The organism is Mesorhizobium sp. IMUNJ 23232 (assembly GCF_044326205.1).
GTDB lineage: Bacteria > Pseudomonadota > Alphaproteobacteria > Rhizobiales > Rhizobiaceae > Kumtagia.
Genome location: NZ_JBIRCY010000101.1, coordinates 1 through 15,680 on the forward strand (window position 1 = coordinate 1; position 15,680 = coordinate 15,680).

General features: G+C 62.2%; 12 protein-coding genes and 1 pseudogene. 5 read left to right on the forward strand and 8 right to left on the reverse strand.

What is annotated here, in order from left to right; all coding sequences use genetic code 11:
- The first annotated feature begins 112 nt into the window (after positions 1-112).
- Positions 113-808 (forward strand): LysR substrate-binding domain-containing protein, encoded by a 696-nt coding sequence (locus tag ACH196_RS36115; protein ID WP_396651660.1) that lies wholly within the window; start codon positions 113-115, stop codon positions 806-808.
- Positions 809-1,127: 319 nt separating this feature from the next.
- Here the strand turns inward: ACH196_RS36115 and ACH196_RS36120 are convergent, their stop codons facing one another.
- The 6 genes from ACH196_RS36120 to ACH196_RS36145 all read right to left on the reverse strand — a co-directional run bounded on the left by ACH196_RS36120 (position 1,128) and on the right by ACH196_RS36145 (position 6,711).
- The gene (locus ACH196_RS36120; protein WP_396651649.1) at positions 1,128-1,688 is read right to left on the reverse strand and encodes a GNAT family N-acetyltransferase; all 561 of its coding nucleotides are present in this window, start codon (positions 1,686-1,688) and stop codon (positions 1,128-1,130) included.
- A 36-nt stretch (positions 1,689-1,724) separates the two neighbouring features.
- Positions 1,725-2,003 carry a hypothetical protein gene (locus ACH196_RS36125; protein WP_396651650.1) on the reverse strand — a complete coding sequence of 93 codons (279 nt, stop codon included), beginning with the start codon at positions 2,001-2,003 and terminating at the stop codon, positions 1,725-1,727.
- A 58-nt stretch (positions 2,004-2,061) separates the two neighbouring features.
- Complete coding sequence (locus ACH196_RS36130) at positions 2,062-2,322, reverse strand: YgjV family protein (RefSeq protein ID WP_396651651.1); 261 nt, start codon at positions 2,320-2,322, stop codon at positions 2,062-2,064.
- Positions 2,323-2,416: 94 nt separating this feature from the next.
- Positions 2,417-5,149 (reverse strand): beta strand repeat-containing protein, encoded by a 2,733-nt coding sequence (locus ACH196_RS36135; protein WP_396651652.1) that lies wholly within the window; start codon positions 5,147-5,149, stop codon positions 2,417-2,419.
- Positions 5,150-5,604: 455 nt separating this feature from the next.
- On the reverse strand, positions 5,605-6,081 hold the full coding sequence (locus ACH196_RS36140; protein WP_396651653.1) for a hypothetical protein: 477 nt from the start codon (positions 6,079-6,081) through the stop codon (positions 5,605-5,607).
- A 3-nt stretch (positions 6,082-6,084) separates the two neighbouring features.
- A complete protein-coding gene (locus ACH196_RS36145; RefSeq protein ID WP_396651654.1) occupies positions 6,085-6,711 on the reverse strand; it encodes a hypothetical protein in 627 nt (208 codons plus the stop codon).
- 296 nt (positions 6,712-7,007) lie between these two features.
- On the opposite strand from ACH196_RS36145, the gene ACH196_RS36150 reads away from it, so the two are divergent.
- Genes ACH196_RS36150 through ACH196_RS36160 form a run of 3 tightly spaced genes read left to right on the forward strand, consistent with a single transcriptional unit; the run spans position 7,008 to position 12,473 of the window.
- Complete coding sequence (locus tag ACH196_RS36150; RefSeq protein ID WP_396651655.1) at positions 7,008-7,769, forward strand: ImuA family protein; 762 nt, start codon at positions 7,008-7,010, stop codon at positions 7,767-7,769.
- Complete coding sequence (locus ACH196_RS36155; protein ID WP_396651656.1) at positions 7,684-9,207, forward strand: Y-family DNA polymerase; 1,524 nt, start codon at positions 7,684-7,686, stop codon at positions 9,205-9,207. The genes ACH196_RS36150 and ACH196_RS36155 overlap by 86 nt, the downstream gene beginning before the upstream one ends.
- The gene (locus ACH196_RS36160) at positions 9,204-12,473 is read left to right on the forward strand and encodes an error-prone DNA polymerase (protein ID WP_396651657.1); all 3,270 of its coding nucleotides are present in this window, start codon (positions 9,204-9,206) and stop codon (positions 12,471-12,473) included. The genes ACH196_RS36155 and ACH196_RS36160 overlap by 4 nt, the downstream gene beginning before the upstream one ends.
- A 30-nt stretch (positions 12,474-12,503) precedes the next feature.
- On the opposite strand, the gene ACH196_RS36165 is transcribed toward ACH196_RS36160, so the two are convergent.
- Together ACH196_RS36165 and ACH196_RS36170 are read right to left on the reverse strand one after the other, a co-directional pair.
- A complete protein-coding gene (locus ACH196_RS36165; RefSeq protein WP_396651658.1) occupies positions 12,504-13,904 on the reverse strand; it encodes a phospholipase D family protein in 1,401 nt (466 codons plus the stop codon).
- Positions 13,905-13,928: 24 nt separating this feature from the next.
- Positions 13,929-14,762 carry an endonuclease/exonuclease/phosphatase family protein gene (locus ACH196_RS36170; RefSeq protein WP_396651659.1) on the reverse strand — a complete coding sequence of 278 codons (834 nt, stop codon included), beginning with the start codon at positions 14,760-14,762 and terminating at the stop codon, positions 13,929-13,931.
- A 159-nt stretch (positions 14,763-14,921) separates the two neighbouring features.
- Between ACH196_RS36170 and ACH196_RS36175 the strand changes: the two are divergent.
- Positions 14,922-15,553 (forward strand): annotated as a pseudogene (locus ACH196_RS36175) (exodeoxyribonuclease III); the annotation flags it as partial.
- Positions 15,554-15,680 lie beyond the last annotated feature (127 nt).

The window sequence follows — 15,680 nt, forward strand, 5'->3', positions numbered from 1 at the left end:
TGGTCTCGGCCGCCTGCGCCTGCTGCTGGCAGACCCGCTTTTTCTGAAGACCCCGAAGGGTGTCGTCCCGACCCAGCGCGCGGAAGAACTTGGAGATGCGGTTGCGGATATCCTGTCACGTGTCAGAAGTGTCGTCGCCACGGCACAGCCGTTCGACCCAGCGACCTCGACACGGCGCTTCACCATCGGATCGCCTGACGGTGTCTCGGCCGTCTTCCTGCCGCCGTTAATGGAAAAGTTGTCGCGCACAGCCCCGGGCATCGCCATCGGCATTCGGCAGTTGCTGCCCCGGCAGGGCGAGACATCGCCCGTTATCGCCTGGAAGGATGCGTTGGCCAATCTTGAGGCGCGCGTGATGGATGCGGCGATCGTTCCCAATGAGGAATTTCCGGCCCGCTTCGCCTGCCACCCGCTCTATCAGGAAGACTTCATTGTCGCAGCGCGCGCAGGACACCCGTTCGCGGCCGATCCGAGCCTGTCGAATTACTGCGCGATGCAGCATCTTGTTGTTTCGCAAACCGGCGACCCGCACGGCTTCGTCGACAATATCCTGTCGGAGCAAGGGCTCTCTCGACGTGTCGCTTTGACGGTTCCGAATTTCATGTTCGCGCTTGCCGTGCTGGCAGGCACCGATTTGATATCGGCACTGCCGAGGCGCTTCGTTGAAATGCATGCAGCGCGCTTCGGTGTGGTGGCGATCGAACCGCCGTTGCCGCTCGGAACGTTTACGCTGAATATCGTCACGCAGCAGGTTGCAATGCGGGATCCGGGCATCGAATGGTTGGTCGGCTTGCTGAGCGGGGACTGACTAATGTTGCCGCGCCGCCACCGAAACTTAGCTCTTCACCAGGCAATGGGAGTGCCGGCCAAGATCGGATCGAGGGACGAAGCGCAACACGGCATAGCACCCCGAACATCGTTGGCTGCCCGCCAGGTTCGAGTGGTCGCCGAACGCGTCGGTGGCGTGTCGGATAGACGGCAAATCTTTGCCGCATCCGCCAAGCTGACAGTCGAACGAGATTTGGCGGAAGATTGTCGATCGTAGATGGCTGGAGTGTGCTTGAGGTCACCAGCGCTCGACCCAGTTGTTCTCGGACGACACGGTTGCCAAGAATTGTGTTGGCGGATCAGCTAACCATCAGCGGCAGTTCATATGCGATGACCAACTCGTCGCCGAGGCTGCGGTCGAAGCCCAGGATGCTGGAAGCGTAGATGTCGTATTTCGGGCATCGCACGAAGCCGGCGCGTTCATACATGCCGCAGGCCCGTTCCATGAAGGCGGCGGAATGGATGCCGACGGCCTTGGCGCCGTCGCGGCGGGCGTTGTCGATGCAGCGGTCGACCAGTCGGCGGCAGAAGCCGTGGCTGCGCGCCCGCGGATGCACCGCAAGCGTGCGGAACCCGGCGAAACCATGCTGCCAGCCGGGGCCATCCAGCATGGCATCGGCATAGTAGGTGACGGTGGCGACGATGCGGCCATTGTGGTCCAGGACCAGCACCTGGCCATGGTCCCAACGCTCGTCAATGCTGCGCGAGTTCTCGATGTAGAGTCGAAGCGCTTCGGCCGGTGCATGGCTGCGAAACGGCTCGAAGGCGGCGGCGATCAGCGAGGAGATTTCGGTGATCTCCGACCGGTCCGCAGGGCGAATCGCGGCGGCCTGATCGTGTCTCGGTGCCAGGATGTTCATCTCTCGGTCACTTGTCACTGTGCTGGAAGCCGGGCGCTACGGCCATTCAGGGTGGACAATGTCGTGCAGCGGCTGGAACGTAAGCTTGGGTCTGAGGCCGGCAGGCAGCTTTGGTGCAATGTGCGCCGCGAAGAAGGCGGCGGCATGGTCCCTGGATTCCCACACCTCGATGACGCGCCAGCCCTGAGGCGTGGCGTGCGACATATGGAGGACGAAGCCCGGCGCCTGCTTTAGCGGGTCGCTCACCTTGCCAAGCAGGCTGTTGTAGCCCTCCTCTGTCTGGTTTTCGGTTTCCGAGATCATCATGACAGGCATGTCGACAATTCCTTTTGTTCGGTTGGTAGGAGCATATGCGGTGACACGAGACTGCCACTCATTCGACGACAGGCCGGCGCCGGAAGTGCGTCATGCGCAGGCGGCGTTGCGGCTGCAGTTCGAGCAGCCGGTAAGCGTTGATCGGCAACAGGGTGAGTTCCATGAGGATGAGCGGATAGCTCCCGATCATCGCGGCATAGGCGATGAAGAAGACGCAGCTCAGCATGGCAACGATGCGCAGCCAAAACATGTCGCGCATCCAGTAGGTGAGGATGGCAAAGCCGCTGCCGGCGAAGCCGATTGTTGCTATCCAGAACATGGCGCGCCTCCGGCGTTCGGCGGGGCGATTTTCGGCGCCCCGCCCGGACCCTCTCGTCCATTCGCGGACGAGAGAAGCCGAACTCCTCAGCAACTCACGCCACCGAGAAGTCGGCGTTGGTGAGCGCCAGTCCGACGGTCAGCGTGGCGAAGTGGATACCGGCCGAACCACCGACACCATCGGCGTCGTAGAACAGCTTTCCACTGTCACGCTCGTAGATGATGCGGTCGGAAGCGTCCTGCGCCAGGCCGGTGTTGTTGGCGCGGAACGCCGCCGCCGACAGAGTGCCGGTGTCGAGCGCGGTGAAGATAGCGTCGGACAGGAGCATCCGGTCCGCCGCCACGCTGAAGTCAAGGATCTTGTCGACATTGGCCGCGCCGAGCGTCGAGGCGAATACGAAGGTATCCGCGCCGCTGCCACCCCGCAGCGTGTCGATGCCTCCCTTGCCTTCGATGCGATTGGCGCCGGCATTGCCGGTGATCTGCTGGCCGAACTCGTTGCCGGTGAGATCGATCGCCGAGGTGCCGGTCGAGCCGTTGGTCTGCAGGATCTCGATATCGACGCCGGTGCCGAGCCTGTAGTCGACAGCCGCCACCACCTTGTCGGCAGTGCCCTGCGAGGTGCTCTCTACAATCGCATCTCCAGAGTTGAACACCCGGTAGGTATCGTTGCCGCCAAAACCGCGCATGGCGTCCGCCGCGCCAGCCCCGCCGTCGTGAAGGATATTCGCCCCGGCATTACCGAAGATTTCCTGAGCAAATGCATTGCCGGTCAGGTCGATGGCGGACGTTCCGGTCGAGCCGTTGGTGAACAATTGCTCGACTTCGGCGCCGGCCCCGAGCTTGTAGTCCACCGCGGCGAGCACCAGGTCGAAGCCGTTGCCGGCGGTTTCGACGACGACGTCGCCGGAGTTAAACACCCGGTAGATGTCGTTGCCGCCCAGCCCCTTCATCACGTCGGCGGCACCGCCGCCGGTGTGCAGGACGTTGAAGCCGGCATTGCCAAGAATCTCCTGCTTCAGCGTGTTGCCGGTGAGGTCGATGTCTGAAAAGCCGTTCGTGTCCGTCGTCGACAATTGCTCGATATTGTCGCCACCGCCCAGGGTGAAGCTCTCCAGCGCCGCTGCGCGGTCGGCCGTGCCTTCGCCGACCCCTTCGATGATGCTGTCGGTTGCGGTCACGGTATAAAGATCATTGCCTTCGCCGCCGCCCAGCGTATCTCTACCGGCTCCGCCGTTGAGCGTGTCGCTGCCACCGCCGCCGACAAGAATGTCGTTGCCGGCGTTGCCGAACAGCTTGTTGGCCGCGTCATCGCCTTCTAGGTCGTCGTCGAATGCGCCGCCGGCCACCTGCTCGATGTTGGCGAAGGTGTCGCCCTGCGCGTCGCCGCCTTTGCCGCTGTTGAGGCGGAGCGAAACCTGCACATTCGCCGACGACCCGGAGTAGTCGGCGATGTCGATGCCCTCTCCGCCGTCCAATCGATCCGCGCCGGCGCCACCGACCAGGATGTCGTTGTCGTCCTCACCGAACAGATCGTCGCCATCCGCGCCGCCGATCAGGAGATCGTCGTCGTCGCCGCCACTGAGCCGGTCGACGCCGTTGCCCCCCTCGAGCCGATCGTTGCCACTAAAACCCTTAAGTTCGTCGGAGCCATTCAGCCCGCGGAGGCGATTGTCGACATCGTTGCCATCAATGACGTCGCCGAAACCGGAACCGTCGACGTTCTCGATATTGATCAAGGTGTCGCCCTTGGCGTCGCCGCCCTCCGTCGTGCCGAGCAGCAACGAAATGCCGACAGCGCCCCCGGACGAATCGTAGGCCGCGGTGTCGATACCGTCGCCACCGTCGATCGTATCCGCGCCCGCCTGGCCGGCGAGGATGTCGTCGCCGGAAAGGCCGCGCAATGTATCGTCTCCATTGAGACCGTTCATGGCGTTGCCCAGCGCATCGCCCTCAAGCGTGTCGGCGTGGCCAGAGCCCTGGAGGTTCTCGATACCGCCAAGAAAGTCGCCATCGGCATCGCCGCCCGCGCCGAAACCGCTATCGCCGAGGCCGCCGGTAAGTTTGGCGGTCACCCCGGCGCCCGAACCGGAATAATCGGCCGCGTCGATGCCGGCGCCGCCGCTCAGCAGATCGGAACCGGCGCCACCGATCAGGAAGTCGTTGTTGTCGCCGCCTGACAGGCTGTCCAGGCCGGAGCCGCCAACAAGAATGTCATTTCCACCGAGTCCGGCTATGATGTCGTCGCCTTCGCCGCCTTCGATGCGGTTGTCGCCATTGTCACCGGTGAGCGTGTCGCCGAAAGCCGATCCTCTGAGATTCTCGAAGCCGCCAATGATGTCGCCGTTCGCGTCGCCTCCGCCTGCGGCCCCGTTCAAGAGATCGATGACGACGCCCGCATCGGAGCTGTCGTAGACGGCCGTGTCGATGCCGTCGCCTCCGGCGAGGAAGTCGCCGCCCCTGCCGCCGATGAGGATGTCGTTTCCGCCATTGCCGAAGATGGTGTCGCCGCCCGCAAGTCCATTGATGGTGTTGGCGCCGTTGTCGCCGATAAAGCCGTCGTCGAAGGTCGAGCCGACGAAGTTTTCGACCGAGGTGAAACCGTCACTTTGGGCGTCTCCGCCCTCGGCGGTGCCCAGAATCCGGTCGACGAACACGGCCGAGGGGGAATCGGAGTATTCAGCAGTGTCGGAGCCTTCGCCCCCGTCTAGCGCGTCGGCACCCCCGAGACCGCGCAGCGTGTCGTTGCCGCCCAAGCCGTTGAGAGTGTCGGCATTTTCATTGCCGAACAGGGTGTTATTGCCTTCGTCGCCATTAATGACTGGCATGATGATGTTCCTTCCAAAAGTTTGATCTGCCGCACATGCGGCGGGTTGATCGCCGGCAAAGCGGCGGTGTTCACCGTCCGGCCATGCCGGCGGCGGGTGAGTTCCAGTTGGATTGGCAGTTTGTTGTTGTTCGGAGTTTTGCGCCGGGCAGGTCGCCTTTGACGCCGGACACCCGTCAGGGTGCCGGTTCGACGGGTGCAATCATCTCGTCACCTGCCGGAATTCCATCCGGCCCTTTCGGTAAAGGCGGGCGATCGGCGTCTGCCGCGCCCGCTTGCCTCAATGTTGTCCACGGTATGCGGAGGGCATTCCCTCGCGTTGCCGGTGTTGCCGGCGTCGCGCGGCGCACAGCCGACCCCGCCGGCCGTTGCCGGCCGGATGAAAATTTGCTCAAGGGCTTGTTGCGTCTTGCTGTCGGCTGTTCCTCAACTCGCCGGAGCGAACATCGCTGTTGTCTAAACTTCCATGGCGCGCAGCTTTGCGTCGAGCGAACCGATCCCCTCGGTCCCGAAGGTCGAGACATAGGCGGGCAAGAACTCGGGCGGCAGGAATTCGACGAGAACGGCGTTCTCGACCCATACCTTCACCACCTCGAACAGCCGCGCATCGACGAACTCGCAGCGCCAGCCCAGCCGTCCGGCTTTCGCCCTGATCTCTTCCTTGGCGTGCGGCGTGCGCACCAGCACATGGCTGCCGGCGCGGGGCCGCATGTCGTCGTCGAAGCCGATACCGAAGCGGGTGTCCGGGTCGAGGATGTTCCCCCACGGCAGCACTTCGAGGAACGAACCATTATCGTCGCCGTAGCAGACGAACCACGAGCCGTCCGGAAACGGCGGAACCGGCGCGCGGATTGCAGTGGCGTCGAGCATTTCCGCCAGTGCCTGGGCCACGTTTGCAGGTTCCCGCACGTTGAACGAGGCATGATACAGCATCGGTTACTTCTCCTGATTTCTCGGCACGGCCGCGTCGCCGTCGGCCTGGGAGGACGCGGAACGGCTTCTTGCGTGTTCGATCAAGGCCTGGATCGCCCATTGCGCCGCGTCGGCGGCCTCGGGCGAAGACAGGTCCCAATAATCCCTCATCGTTTCCCAGCCGGCGGCCGAGAACAGCACCTGCACGCTGGCCAGCAGCCGCATCCGTTCGGACAGATCCAGTCCGGCCAGGACGTCCTTCAGCGCCTCGCTGAATTTCTCGCGCCGCGCCTCGCCGCTACCGAGCCGAGCCGTCCGCCCATGCGGGTCGTGCAGCATCGCCCGCACCAGCGGCTCGCCCGCCTGGAAGGCGCCGAAGACCAGCGGAACCTGCTCGACCAGTTCCTGGGCCGAGCGGGGCGGCGCCGGCATACCAAGTCTTTCATTCATCCAGCCCCAAAAACTGCTCAGCACCGCTTCCTTGGTCGCATAGTGGCGATAGATCGTGCGCTCCGGCACTCCCGATACCACGGCAAGCGCCTTGAACGTCACGTCACCGCTGCCCGAGGCCAGAATATCGGCGACGCCGCGCATGATCCTGTCCTGCGTGAGCGCAGCCAGTTCGGCCCGCGCCGACATCGGTGTCGTCATTTGAGTCATCGCCAATCTCTCGTTCGGCGGCTCTAATGCCATATTAGCAGTAATACTGTCAACTCTTTTTCTGCGTCGATGTTCAGGCACCGAACCGGCCGCACGCGATGAAAAAAGCTGCGTGAGATTGCTCCCAGTGGGGATGATGCAACAATCACTTTTGACTTCCGGTGTGCATACCGTCAAAGTGAACGGAAGAGGAACAAAAGAGTCAAAAAGCCTGTTGACTCTGTCAGGAATGGGTTCCTAAATCGGTGAATGATACCACCAAACGACGCGACGAAAGCCGCCTCAACATGCTTACCAAGCCCGACCGCGCCACAATTTCTGCACTGCAGGAGCGTGTTCGCAGCCTTGAGGGTGGGGGCATGGGTAATCGAAATGTCCTGCCATTCGGGCTCGCAGATCTCGATCAACATCTGCCGGCCGGCGGACTGGCACATGGCGCTTTGCACGAGATTGCCGGCGGCGGCAATGGCGCAGTCGACGGGGCAGCCGCGGCGCTATTTGCCGCTGGCATCGCTGCACGAACAAAAGGCAAAGTGCTGTGGTGCGTAGCGCGGCAAGACCTGTTCGCACCAGCCCTTGCACGAGCCGGACTTTCACCGGACCGGGTGATCTTCGTCGAGGCCGGCGACGAGAAGTCTGTTCTCGCCTGTTTCGAGGAAGGACTTCGGCATTCCGGGCTTGGCGCCGTCGTGGCGGAATTGGCGCGATTGCCGATGACGGCATCACGACGCCTGCAGCTTGCCGCGGAAACATCATCGGGCATCGGCCTCGCCATTCGGCGATGGAGACGCCCCGCCGATGCGACCGATTTCGGGCAGTCGACTGCATCGGTAACGCGATGGCGTGTCTCGGTGCTGCCATCCCGTCCTTTGCCGGTGCCCGGCGTGGGTCGCGCCCGCTGGCGGCTTGAACTGATCCGCTGCCGTGGTGCCGAGAGTGCTGACTTCGAAGTGGAGGCCTGCGATGCCAAGGGTCGTCTCGCTCTTCCTTCCGCAATGGCCGACCGATCGCCTCAGAAGAAGATCGGACGCCGCATCATTGCCGCCTGACCGGCCGTTGGTTCTGGTCGGACGGGACGGCAACAGGCGCATTGTGCTTGCGGCGGACACGATTGCACTCAACCAGGGACTTCGCGTCGGCATGCCGGCAACCAAGGCGCAGGCGCTCGTGCCTGGGCTAGTCGTCCAGGACGCCAGGCCGCAGGAAGACGCCCAGGCGCTGGATCGGCTGGCGCTGTGGGCACTGCGCCGCTACTCACCCATCGTGGCTGTAGATGGGCTGGATGGGCTGGTGATCGACATCACCGGTGCCAGCCATCTACACGGCGGCGAGCAGGCGCTGCTTGTCGATCTGATGCAGCGACTCGACCATGCGGGCATCTCTGCACGCGTGGCCGTCGCCCAGAGTTGGGGCGCGGCCCATGCCGTTGCGCGCTTTGTTGGGCAGCCGACAAACGTGGTGTCGGCCGAGGCAACGCAGTCCACAATCGCAGAGCTACCAATCGCGGCGCTGCGGCTTGACGGTGCGATTGTAGACGGCCTTCGTGTGCTCGGTTTCGAGCGCGTTGGAGATCTGCTCGCGCAGCCACGAGCACCATTGACGCTGCGCTTCGGTCCTGAACTCGGCCGCCGATTGGACCAGGCGCTGGGCATCCTGAATGAGCCGATCGATCCGCTTCGACCAGCGGAGATTGTCGAAGTGCGCCGCAGTTTTGGCGAACCGATCGCCGCGGCCGAGACCATTGCAAAATACATCGGCAAGCTGGTCGGCGGCCTTTGCGGGGAGTTGGAAACACGAGGACTTGGGGCCAAGCGCCTCGACCTATTGATGCATCGTGTTGACAACACCATGAAGTCAATTCGCGTGAGCACCGCGCTTCCCGTGCGTGACCCCAAGCGGCTGAACAGACTGCTATGCGACAAGATCGAAAAGATCGATCCGGGCTTTGGCATCGAGTTAATGCGGCTGGCTGCGACGTGGGCGGAACCGCTTTCGCCGAAGCAGACGATTTCGTGGCTGATCGACGAGCCGGAGGCCGACATCTCCGATCTCATCGATACGCTCAGCAACCGTCTTGGCGACGGTCAGCTCTATCGCTTTGCACCACTACCCAGCGATGTCCCGGAGCGTTCGGTGCAGCGCGTGGCTCCCAGCGCACCGGAAGTCGGCGAATCTTGGCCGGATCACTGGCCGCGCCCGGCACGGCTGCTGACGCCACCGGAGCCGATCGAGGCTGTAGCGCTGCTTCCCGACCATCCACCGGCAAGCTTCACCTGGCGGGGCAGCCGGAGGCGTGTGAGGCGTGCCGATGGACCTGAGCGTGTCTTTGGCGAATGGTGGAAGCGCGACGCCGAACTTGCCGCCGTCCGCGACTACTTCCAGGTCGAGGATGATGCCGGCGAGCGCTTCTGGATTTACCGAGCCGGCGACGGCGAAAACCTCGACACCGGCTCGCATCGCTGGTTTCTGCACGGCATTTTTGCATGACCACCGCCCAATATGTCGAACTCCAGTGCACGTCGCATTTTTCCTTCCTTCGCGGTGCGAGTTCCAGTGAGGAGTTGTTTGCTCAGGCCGCCGTCATGGATATGTCGGCGCTCGGCATCGTCGATTGCAACAGTCTGGCCGGCATCGTCAGGGCGCATGAGGCTGCCAAGACCACAGGCGTCCGGCTGATCGTCGGCTGCAGGCTTGATCTCGCGGAAGGTGTTTCGATCCTCGTTTATCCCACCGGCCGCGCAGCCTATTCGCGCTTGTGCCGGCTGCTTTCGCTCGGCAAGAAGCGCGCGGGAAAGGCCAAGTGCGATCTGCGCTGGGAAGATGTGGCGGCCTACGCCGAAGGGCTGATAGCGATCTTCCTGCCCGATGAGGCCGACGACGACTGTGCGCTGTGGCTGCGGCGGATGCGTCAGACATTTGATGATCGGGCCTATCTGGCGCTCACCCTGCGACGGCGGCCGAACGATCAACTTCGCCTGCACGAGTTGGCCAACCTCGCGGGCGAGTTAAAGGTGCCCGCTGTCGTCACCAACGATGTGCTATTCCACGAGCCGGGGCGACGCATCCTGCAGGATGTCGTCACCTGCATCCGGCACAACTGCACGATCGATGATCTCGGCGCGCGACGCGAGCGCCATGCTGATCGTTATCTCAAGCCGCCCGAAGAGATGAACCGGCTGTTCGCGCGCTACCCCGAAGCGATTGAACGAACCGTCGAGATCGCCGATCGCTGCCGGTTCTCGCTCGACGAACTCGCCTACCAATATCCCGAGGAACGCGAAGATCCTTCACTGACGCCGCAGCAGACGCTTGAGAAACTGACCTGGGAAGGGGCGGCCACACGCTATCCCGAAGGACTGCCTGACCATGTCGTGTCGTCGCTCAGGCACGAGCTCTCGTTAATCGACAGGCTCGGCTATGCGCCATACTTTCTGACGGTCAATTCCATCGTCCGGTTTGCCCGGTCGCGCGACATCCTCTGCCAGGGGCGAGGGTCCGCCGCCAACTCCGCGGTCTGTTATGTGCTGGGCATCACGGCGATCGATCCGGCTATGAATGATCTGCTGTTCGAACGTTTTGTCAGCGAGGAACGCCGCGAACCGCCGGACATTGATGTCGACTTCGAGCACGAGCGGCGTGAGATCGTCATGCAATGGGTGTTCGACACCTACGGCCGTGATCATGCAGCCCTTTGCTCTACAGTGATCCGTTATCGGTCCAAGGGCGCGCTACGCGATGTCGGCAAGGCGCTCGGCCTTACCGAGGATCTGATCAAGATGTTGTCCTCGCAGGTCTGGGGCTGGTCGGAAGAAGGTGTCGAGCCGAAACATGTCGAGGAACTGAACCTCAATCTCGGCGACCGCCGCCTGCGGCTGGCGCTCGACCTCGCTCGCCAGCTGATGGGCGCACCCCGACATCTGTCGCAGCACCCTGGGGGTTTCGTGCTGACCAATGACCGATTGGACGATCTGGTGCCGATCGAGCCGGCGGCGATGAAGGACCGCCAAGTGATCGAGTGGGACAAGGACGATATCGACGCGCTGCGCTTCATGAAGGTCGATTGCCTGGCCTTGGGCATGCTCTCCTGCATGAAGCGCGCCTTCAACCTGCTCATCGAGCACAAGGGTGTAACCCATGACCTGTCGACCATCCCGCCGGAGGACGGCCCGACTTACGCGATGATCCGCAAGGCCGACACGCTCGGCCTCTTCCAGATCGAAAGCCGGGCTCAGATGTCGATGCTGCCCCGCATGAAGCCTTGGACCTTCTACGACCTGGTGGTCGAGGTTGCGATCGTGCGGCCGGGACCGATCCAGGGCGACATGGTCCATCCCTATCTGCGCAGACGCGAGGGCAAGGAAGCGGTGTATTACCCCAAGCCCGAGCTTGAGAAGGTGCTGGGCAAGACGCTGGGCGTCCCGCTGTTCCAGGAACAGGCGATGCGCGTCGCCATCGAATGCGCGGGCTTTTCCGCCGGCCAGGCCGATCAGCTACGCCGCGCCATGGCGACCTTCAAGTTTACCGGCGGCGTCAGCCATTTCCGTGACAAGCTGGTCAAGGGCATGGTCGACAATGGATATGAGCTGGAGTTTGCCGAGCGCACGTTCCGGCAGCTCGAGGGTTTTGGCAGCTATGGCTTCCCGGAAAGCCACGCGGCCTCTTTCGCCTTGATCGCCTATGCTTCATCCTGGATGAAGTGCCACCACCCGGAAGTCTTCTGTGCTGCACTTCTCAATGCCCAGCCAATGGGCTTCTACGCCCCGGCCCAGATCGTGCGCGACGCCCGAGATCACAATGTCGAGGTCCGACCGGTCTGCATCAACGTCTCGCGCTGGGACTGCACGTTGGAGCCATTAGAGGACGAGGCCTTCGCCGTCCGGCTCGGCATGCGCATGGTGCGCGGCTTGTCCAATGCAAATACCGCGACGCTGCTTGCCGCACGCGCTGATCATCCCTTTGCGTCTGTCGATGACGTCTGGCGCCGCGCTGGCGTGCCGGTCGCATCACTGGTGCAACTGGCAGAGGCCGACGCCTTCCGGGAAAGCCTTGGCCTCTCCCGTCGCGAAGCTCTTTGGCAGATCAAGGGTCTTCGTGACGAACCGCTTCCGCTTTTCGAGGCGGCCGCCCGACGCGCAGAAGAGAACATCCCCGAACTCACTGAGCCAACAATCGCGCTCCGCCCCATGACGGCCGGCAGCGAAGTGGTCGAGGATTATGGGCATGTCGGGCTTACCTTGCGTGCCCATCCACTTTCGTTCCTTCGCTTAGATCTGAGGCACCGCCGTATCGTCACTTGTCGCGATGCAATGAACGCCCGCGACCGCCAATGGATCGAAGCTGCTGGCCTCGTCCTTGTCCGGCAACGGCCTGGCTCGGCCAAAGGCGTGATGTTCATTACCATCGAAGACGAGACCGGCATTGCCAATCTCGTAATCTGGCCAAAGCTGTTCGAGCGCCAGCGCCGCATCATCCTTGCAGCCAGCGTGTTCTCCGTGCGCGGTCGCATCCAGCGCGAGGGCGAGGTGGTGCATCTGGTAGCGCATCAACTCACCGATCTGTCCGCAGAGCTTGCCAGCGTCGGCAGCCGGGATATGGCTTTCCCTCTGCCGCATGGTCGAGGTGACGAGTTCCATCACGGGAGCCCCGGCCTCGATCCACGAACGCTCCCGCCGAAGGGGCCGAAGGCGCGCGACATCTACATCCCCGACCTTCACATTGAGACCATCACGGTGAAGCCGAGGGACTTTCGGTGAGTGGCCACCAAGTTTCGCGAACGCAGGCCGTCACAGCTGTGATTCAATCGGCAAGTAGCGAACTAACCCGGCCAGACTCTTCCTGTAGATGCTGGCGCCAGGCTCGTGGCGATAGGTGTGCGTGCTGCCATCGACATCGTCCTGCCAACAGAGTTGACCGCCTTCAAGTAGGACGCGATAGCTGGTTTGCGAGGCCTTCTCGCCGTCGATCCGTTCGTTAAGTTCGGCGGTCAATCCCTCGTCCTCGAAAAGCACGCCCATCTCGGAATTGAGCGACACTGACCGGGGATCAAAGTTGAACGAGCCGACAAAGCCCATCCTTCCATCGACTGTGAATGCTTTCGTATGGAGGCTGGCCCCCTTCGAACCAAAGACCGAGATGTTCCTCTCGCCATTGAAAGGCTGCAGTTCGAACAGTTTGATCCCGGCCTTGAGAAGAGGAACCCGATAGTTGGCATAGGCACCGTGGACGAAAGCTACGTCGGTTGCGGCCAACGAGTTGGTCAGGACCGAGACATCAACACCACGCTCGACCAGCCCAGCCAGCAGTGACAAGCCCGGTTGGCCGGGAATGAAATACGGAGACACGATCTCGAGGTTCGATCGGCTCCCTGCAAGGATAGGCAACAACTCGTTTATCAGCCATTTTTCCGGCGTGTCGCCGAAGACCTTGCACGCTGGATCCGAGATGACGCGTGCATTCTCCGTCCAATGAACGCCGCTGCCCATTGAGATGAACTCATCGATGGTCATTCGGGCGCTGACATTACCGAAAATCTTGTCGTCGTCGCCAATGCTGCCGGCAGCGAGGCTGTCCAGCCGGTCGGCCGGCACTGAGGGATGGAGCGTGTCGATGCGCCGCGCTGCCGCGCAGTTCCAATAGTCCTCAAAGATATCTTGCGTCTGTTGGACCGCAGCCCCCTGAAGCAGAAAGTCAAGATCGCGAAAATTGGTCTCCGCGGCACCGAAATAGGCATCACCGATGTTACGGCCGCCGACAATCGCGATACGCTGATCGACCAGCCAGGCTTTGTGGTGCATTCGGCGGGTCATCGCAAACAGGCGGGAAACAAGCTCGAAATAGCGCAGCCAACTGCCGTTTCTCATTCCGCTGGGGTTGAAGAGCTTGAGCTCAATGTTCTCGTGGGCATTGAGTGCGAGATAGGCCGCGTCGTTTACCTGGGGGTTCATATCGTCAAGCAGGATCCGCACCCGAACGCCGCGTTCGGCCGCGCTCACAACCTCCTGCATCAATGCCCGGCCGGAATGATCGTCGTGCCAGAGGTAATACATCAGATCGAGGCTGTGGATCGCGCTGCGAGCAGCAAGCACACGAACCGCCATCGCATCGAAATTGTCGGAAATGAGCTGCAGGCCGGTTTTGCCAGCCTTGATCCTGTCGTCGGCGGATTGAGTGATGCCCAGGTCCATGCGATCCCAATGACACGTGTCAGCCTAGGTAACGTGCGAGAGCATTGCCGGTTGCGCGGCGGGCCGGGTTGCGCCGGAAAGGTTAAGTTGCGCCTTGAGAGGGAGATGATCGGAGGCCAGCCGCGCCAACGGGCTTTGATGGACTTCGATGCGCGATATCAGGCTCGCCGGGCGTGCCAGAATGCGATCGAGCGCCAGTAACGGAAAGCGGGAGGGAAAGCTTGGCAGGACAGCATGGATCGGCCCGAAATGCGGCAACAGCGTATTCAGCGACGACCGGTTGCGAACCCGCCATTCATTCAGATCGCCGAGCAGGATTGTGGGCTGCATGACCGGATGGGTCGCTTCCAGAAGCGCATGTGCCTGCCGCGCCCGCGACCGACGCAGCAGCCCGAAGTGTGCTGCGATAACCCTCAGCGCCACACCGCCAATCTCCAAGTCGACGATGAGGGCTCCGCGAGGTTCCAGGCCCGGCAGGTTGACCTGCCGAAAACCTTGAACAACGCCACGTCTGACGAGGATGAGATTGCCGTGCCACCCATGACTGTCGTTCCGTTGAGGATGTGTCGGGATGAGACCGGTCTTCTTTCGCAAGGCGACAAGGTCGAGAAGACCACGCCTGTCGCCGATACGTTCGTCAGCCTCCTGCAGCGCCACAACATCGGCATCGAGCTCGCAGATGACGTCGACAATGCGCGCTGGATCGAACTGGCCGTCGACGCCGACGCATTTGTGAACGTTATACGAGGCAATAGTCGTGCACGGGACGTCACCGTTCAGTTCGATCGATCTGGGAGCTTCCCGCCGAAATGCTGCGGCGAGAGATTGCGGCAGCGTCGGCGAGATTTCGATCGGCAATTCGTCAAGGGGCAATTTTTGAACCGTGAAGTGGTTGATGAATAAGACCTTCAAGACAATGCGACAACCGGCAAGCAGTTCCTCGTGGCAGTCAAGCTATGAAACAGTTCTGCCGCCCCTTCGCCTGGAACGCTGGTGATGGCGATTGCATTAGGGGTGATGCTCATCGCGACCTACAATATCAACAATATCAACCGACGCCTGCCAAATCTGCTTTCCTGGCTTGAAGCAAGGAGGCCGGATGTGGCCTGCCTTCAGGAACTAAAGTGCCTCGACCGCGACTTCCCCGCTGCCGCGTTGGCGCAGGCCGGCTACGGCGCGGTCTGTTTGGGGCAGAGAACATGGAACGGCGTCGCAATTCTTGCGCGCGGAACCGAGCCCGTTCTGACGCGCAACGCGCTTCCAGGCGACGACGCCGATCTGCGAGCCGATACATTGAGGCAGCGGTGGCAGGCGTCCTCATCGCCAGCATCTACGCGCCAAACGGCAATCCGCGGCCCGGTCCCAAGTTCGATCACAAGCTCGTCTGGCTCGACCGTCTCCAGAGGCACGCGACCCGGCTTCGCAAGAGCGGTGCACCGGTAGTGCTGGCCGGCGACTTCAACGTTGCGCCAACTGAACTCGACATCTATCCGACGAAGTCCTGGGACGACGATGCTCTTGTCCACCCCGAGAGCCGAGCGGCTTTCCGCAAACTGGTCGGTCGAAGTTGGACCGACGCGCTTCGCGCTCTTCATCCTGAGGGACGGATCTACACGTTCTGGGACTACAAACGGAATCGATGGACTAGGTGTCATTGCTATGGAGGTTGTCCGTCCGAGGCTTGGATGCGAGGTTGCGGTTACCACACACGCGACCGCCAGCCAGGAGCCTCGGATGGACGTTCATGACAATGCCAGAACAACACCGCGCAGTCGA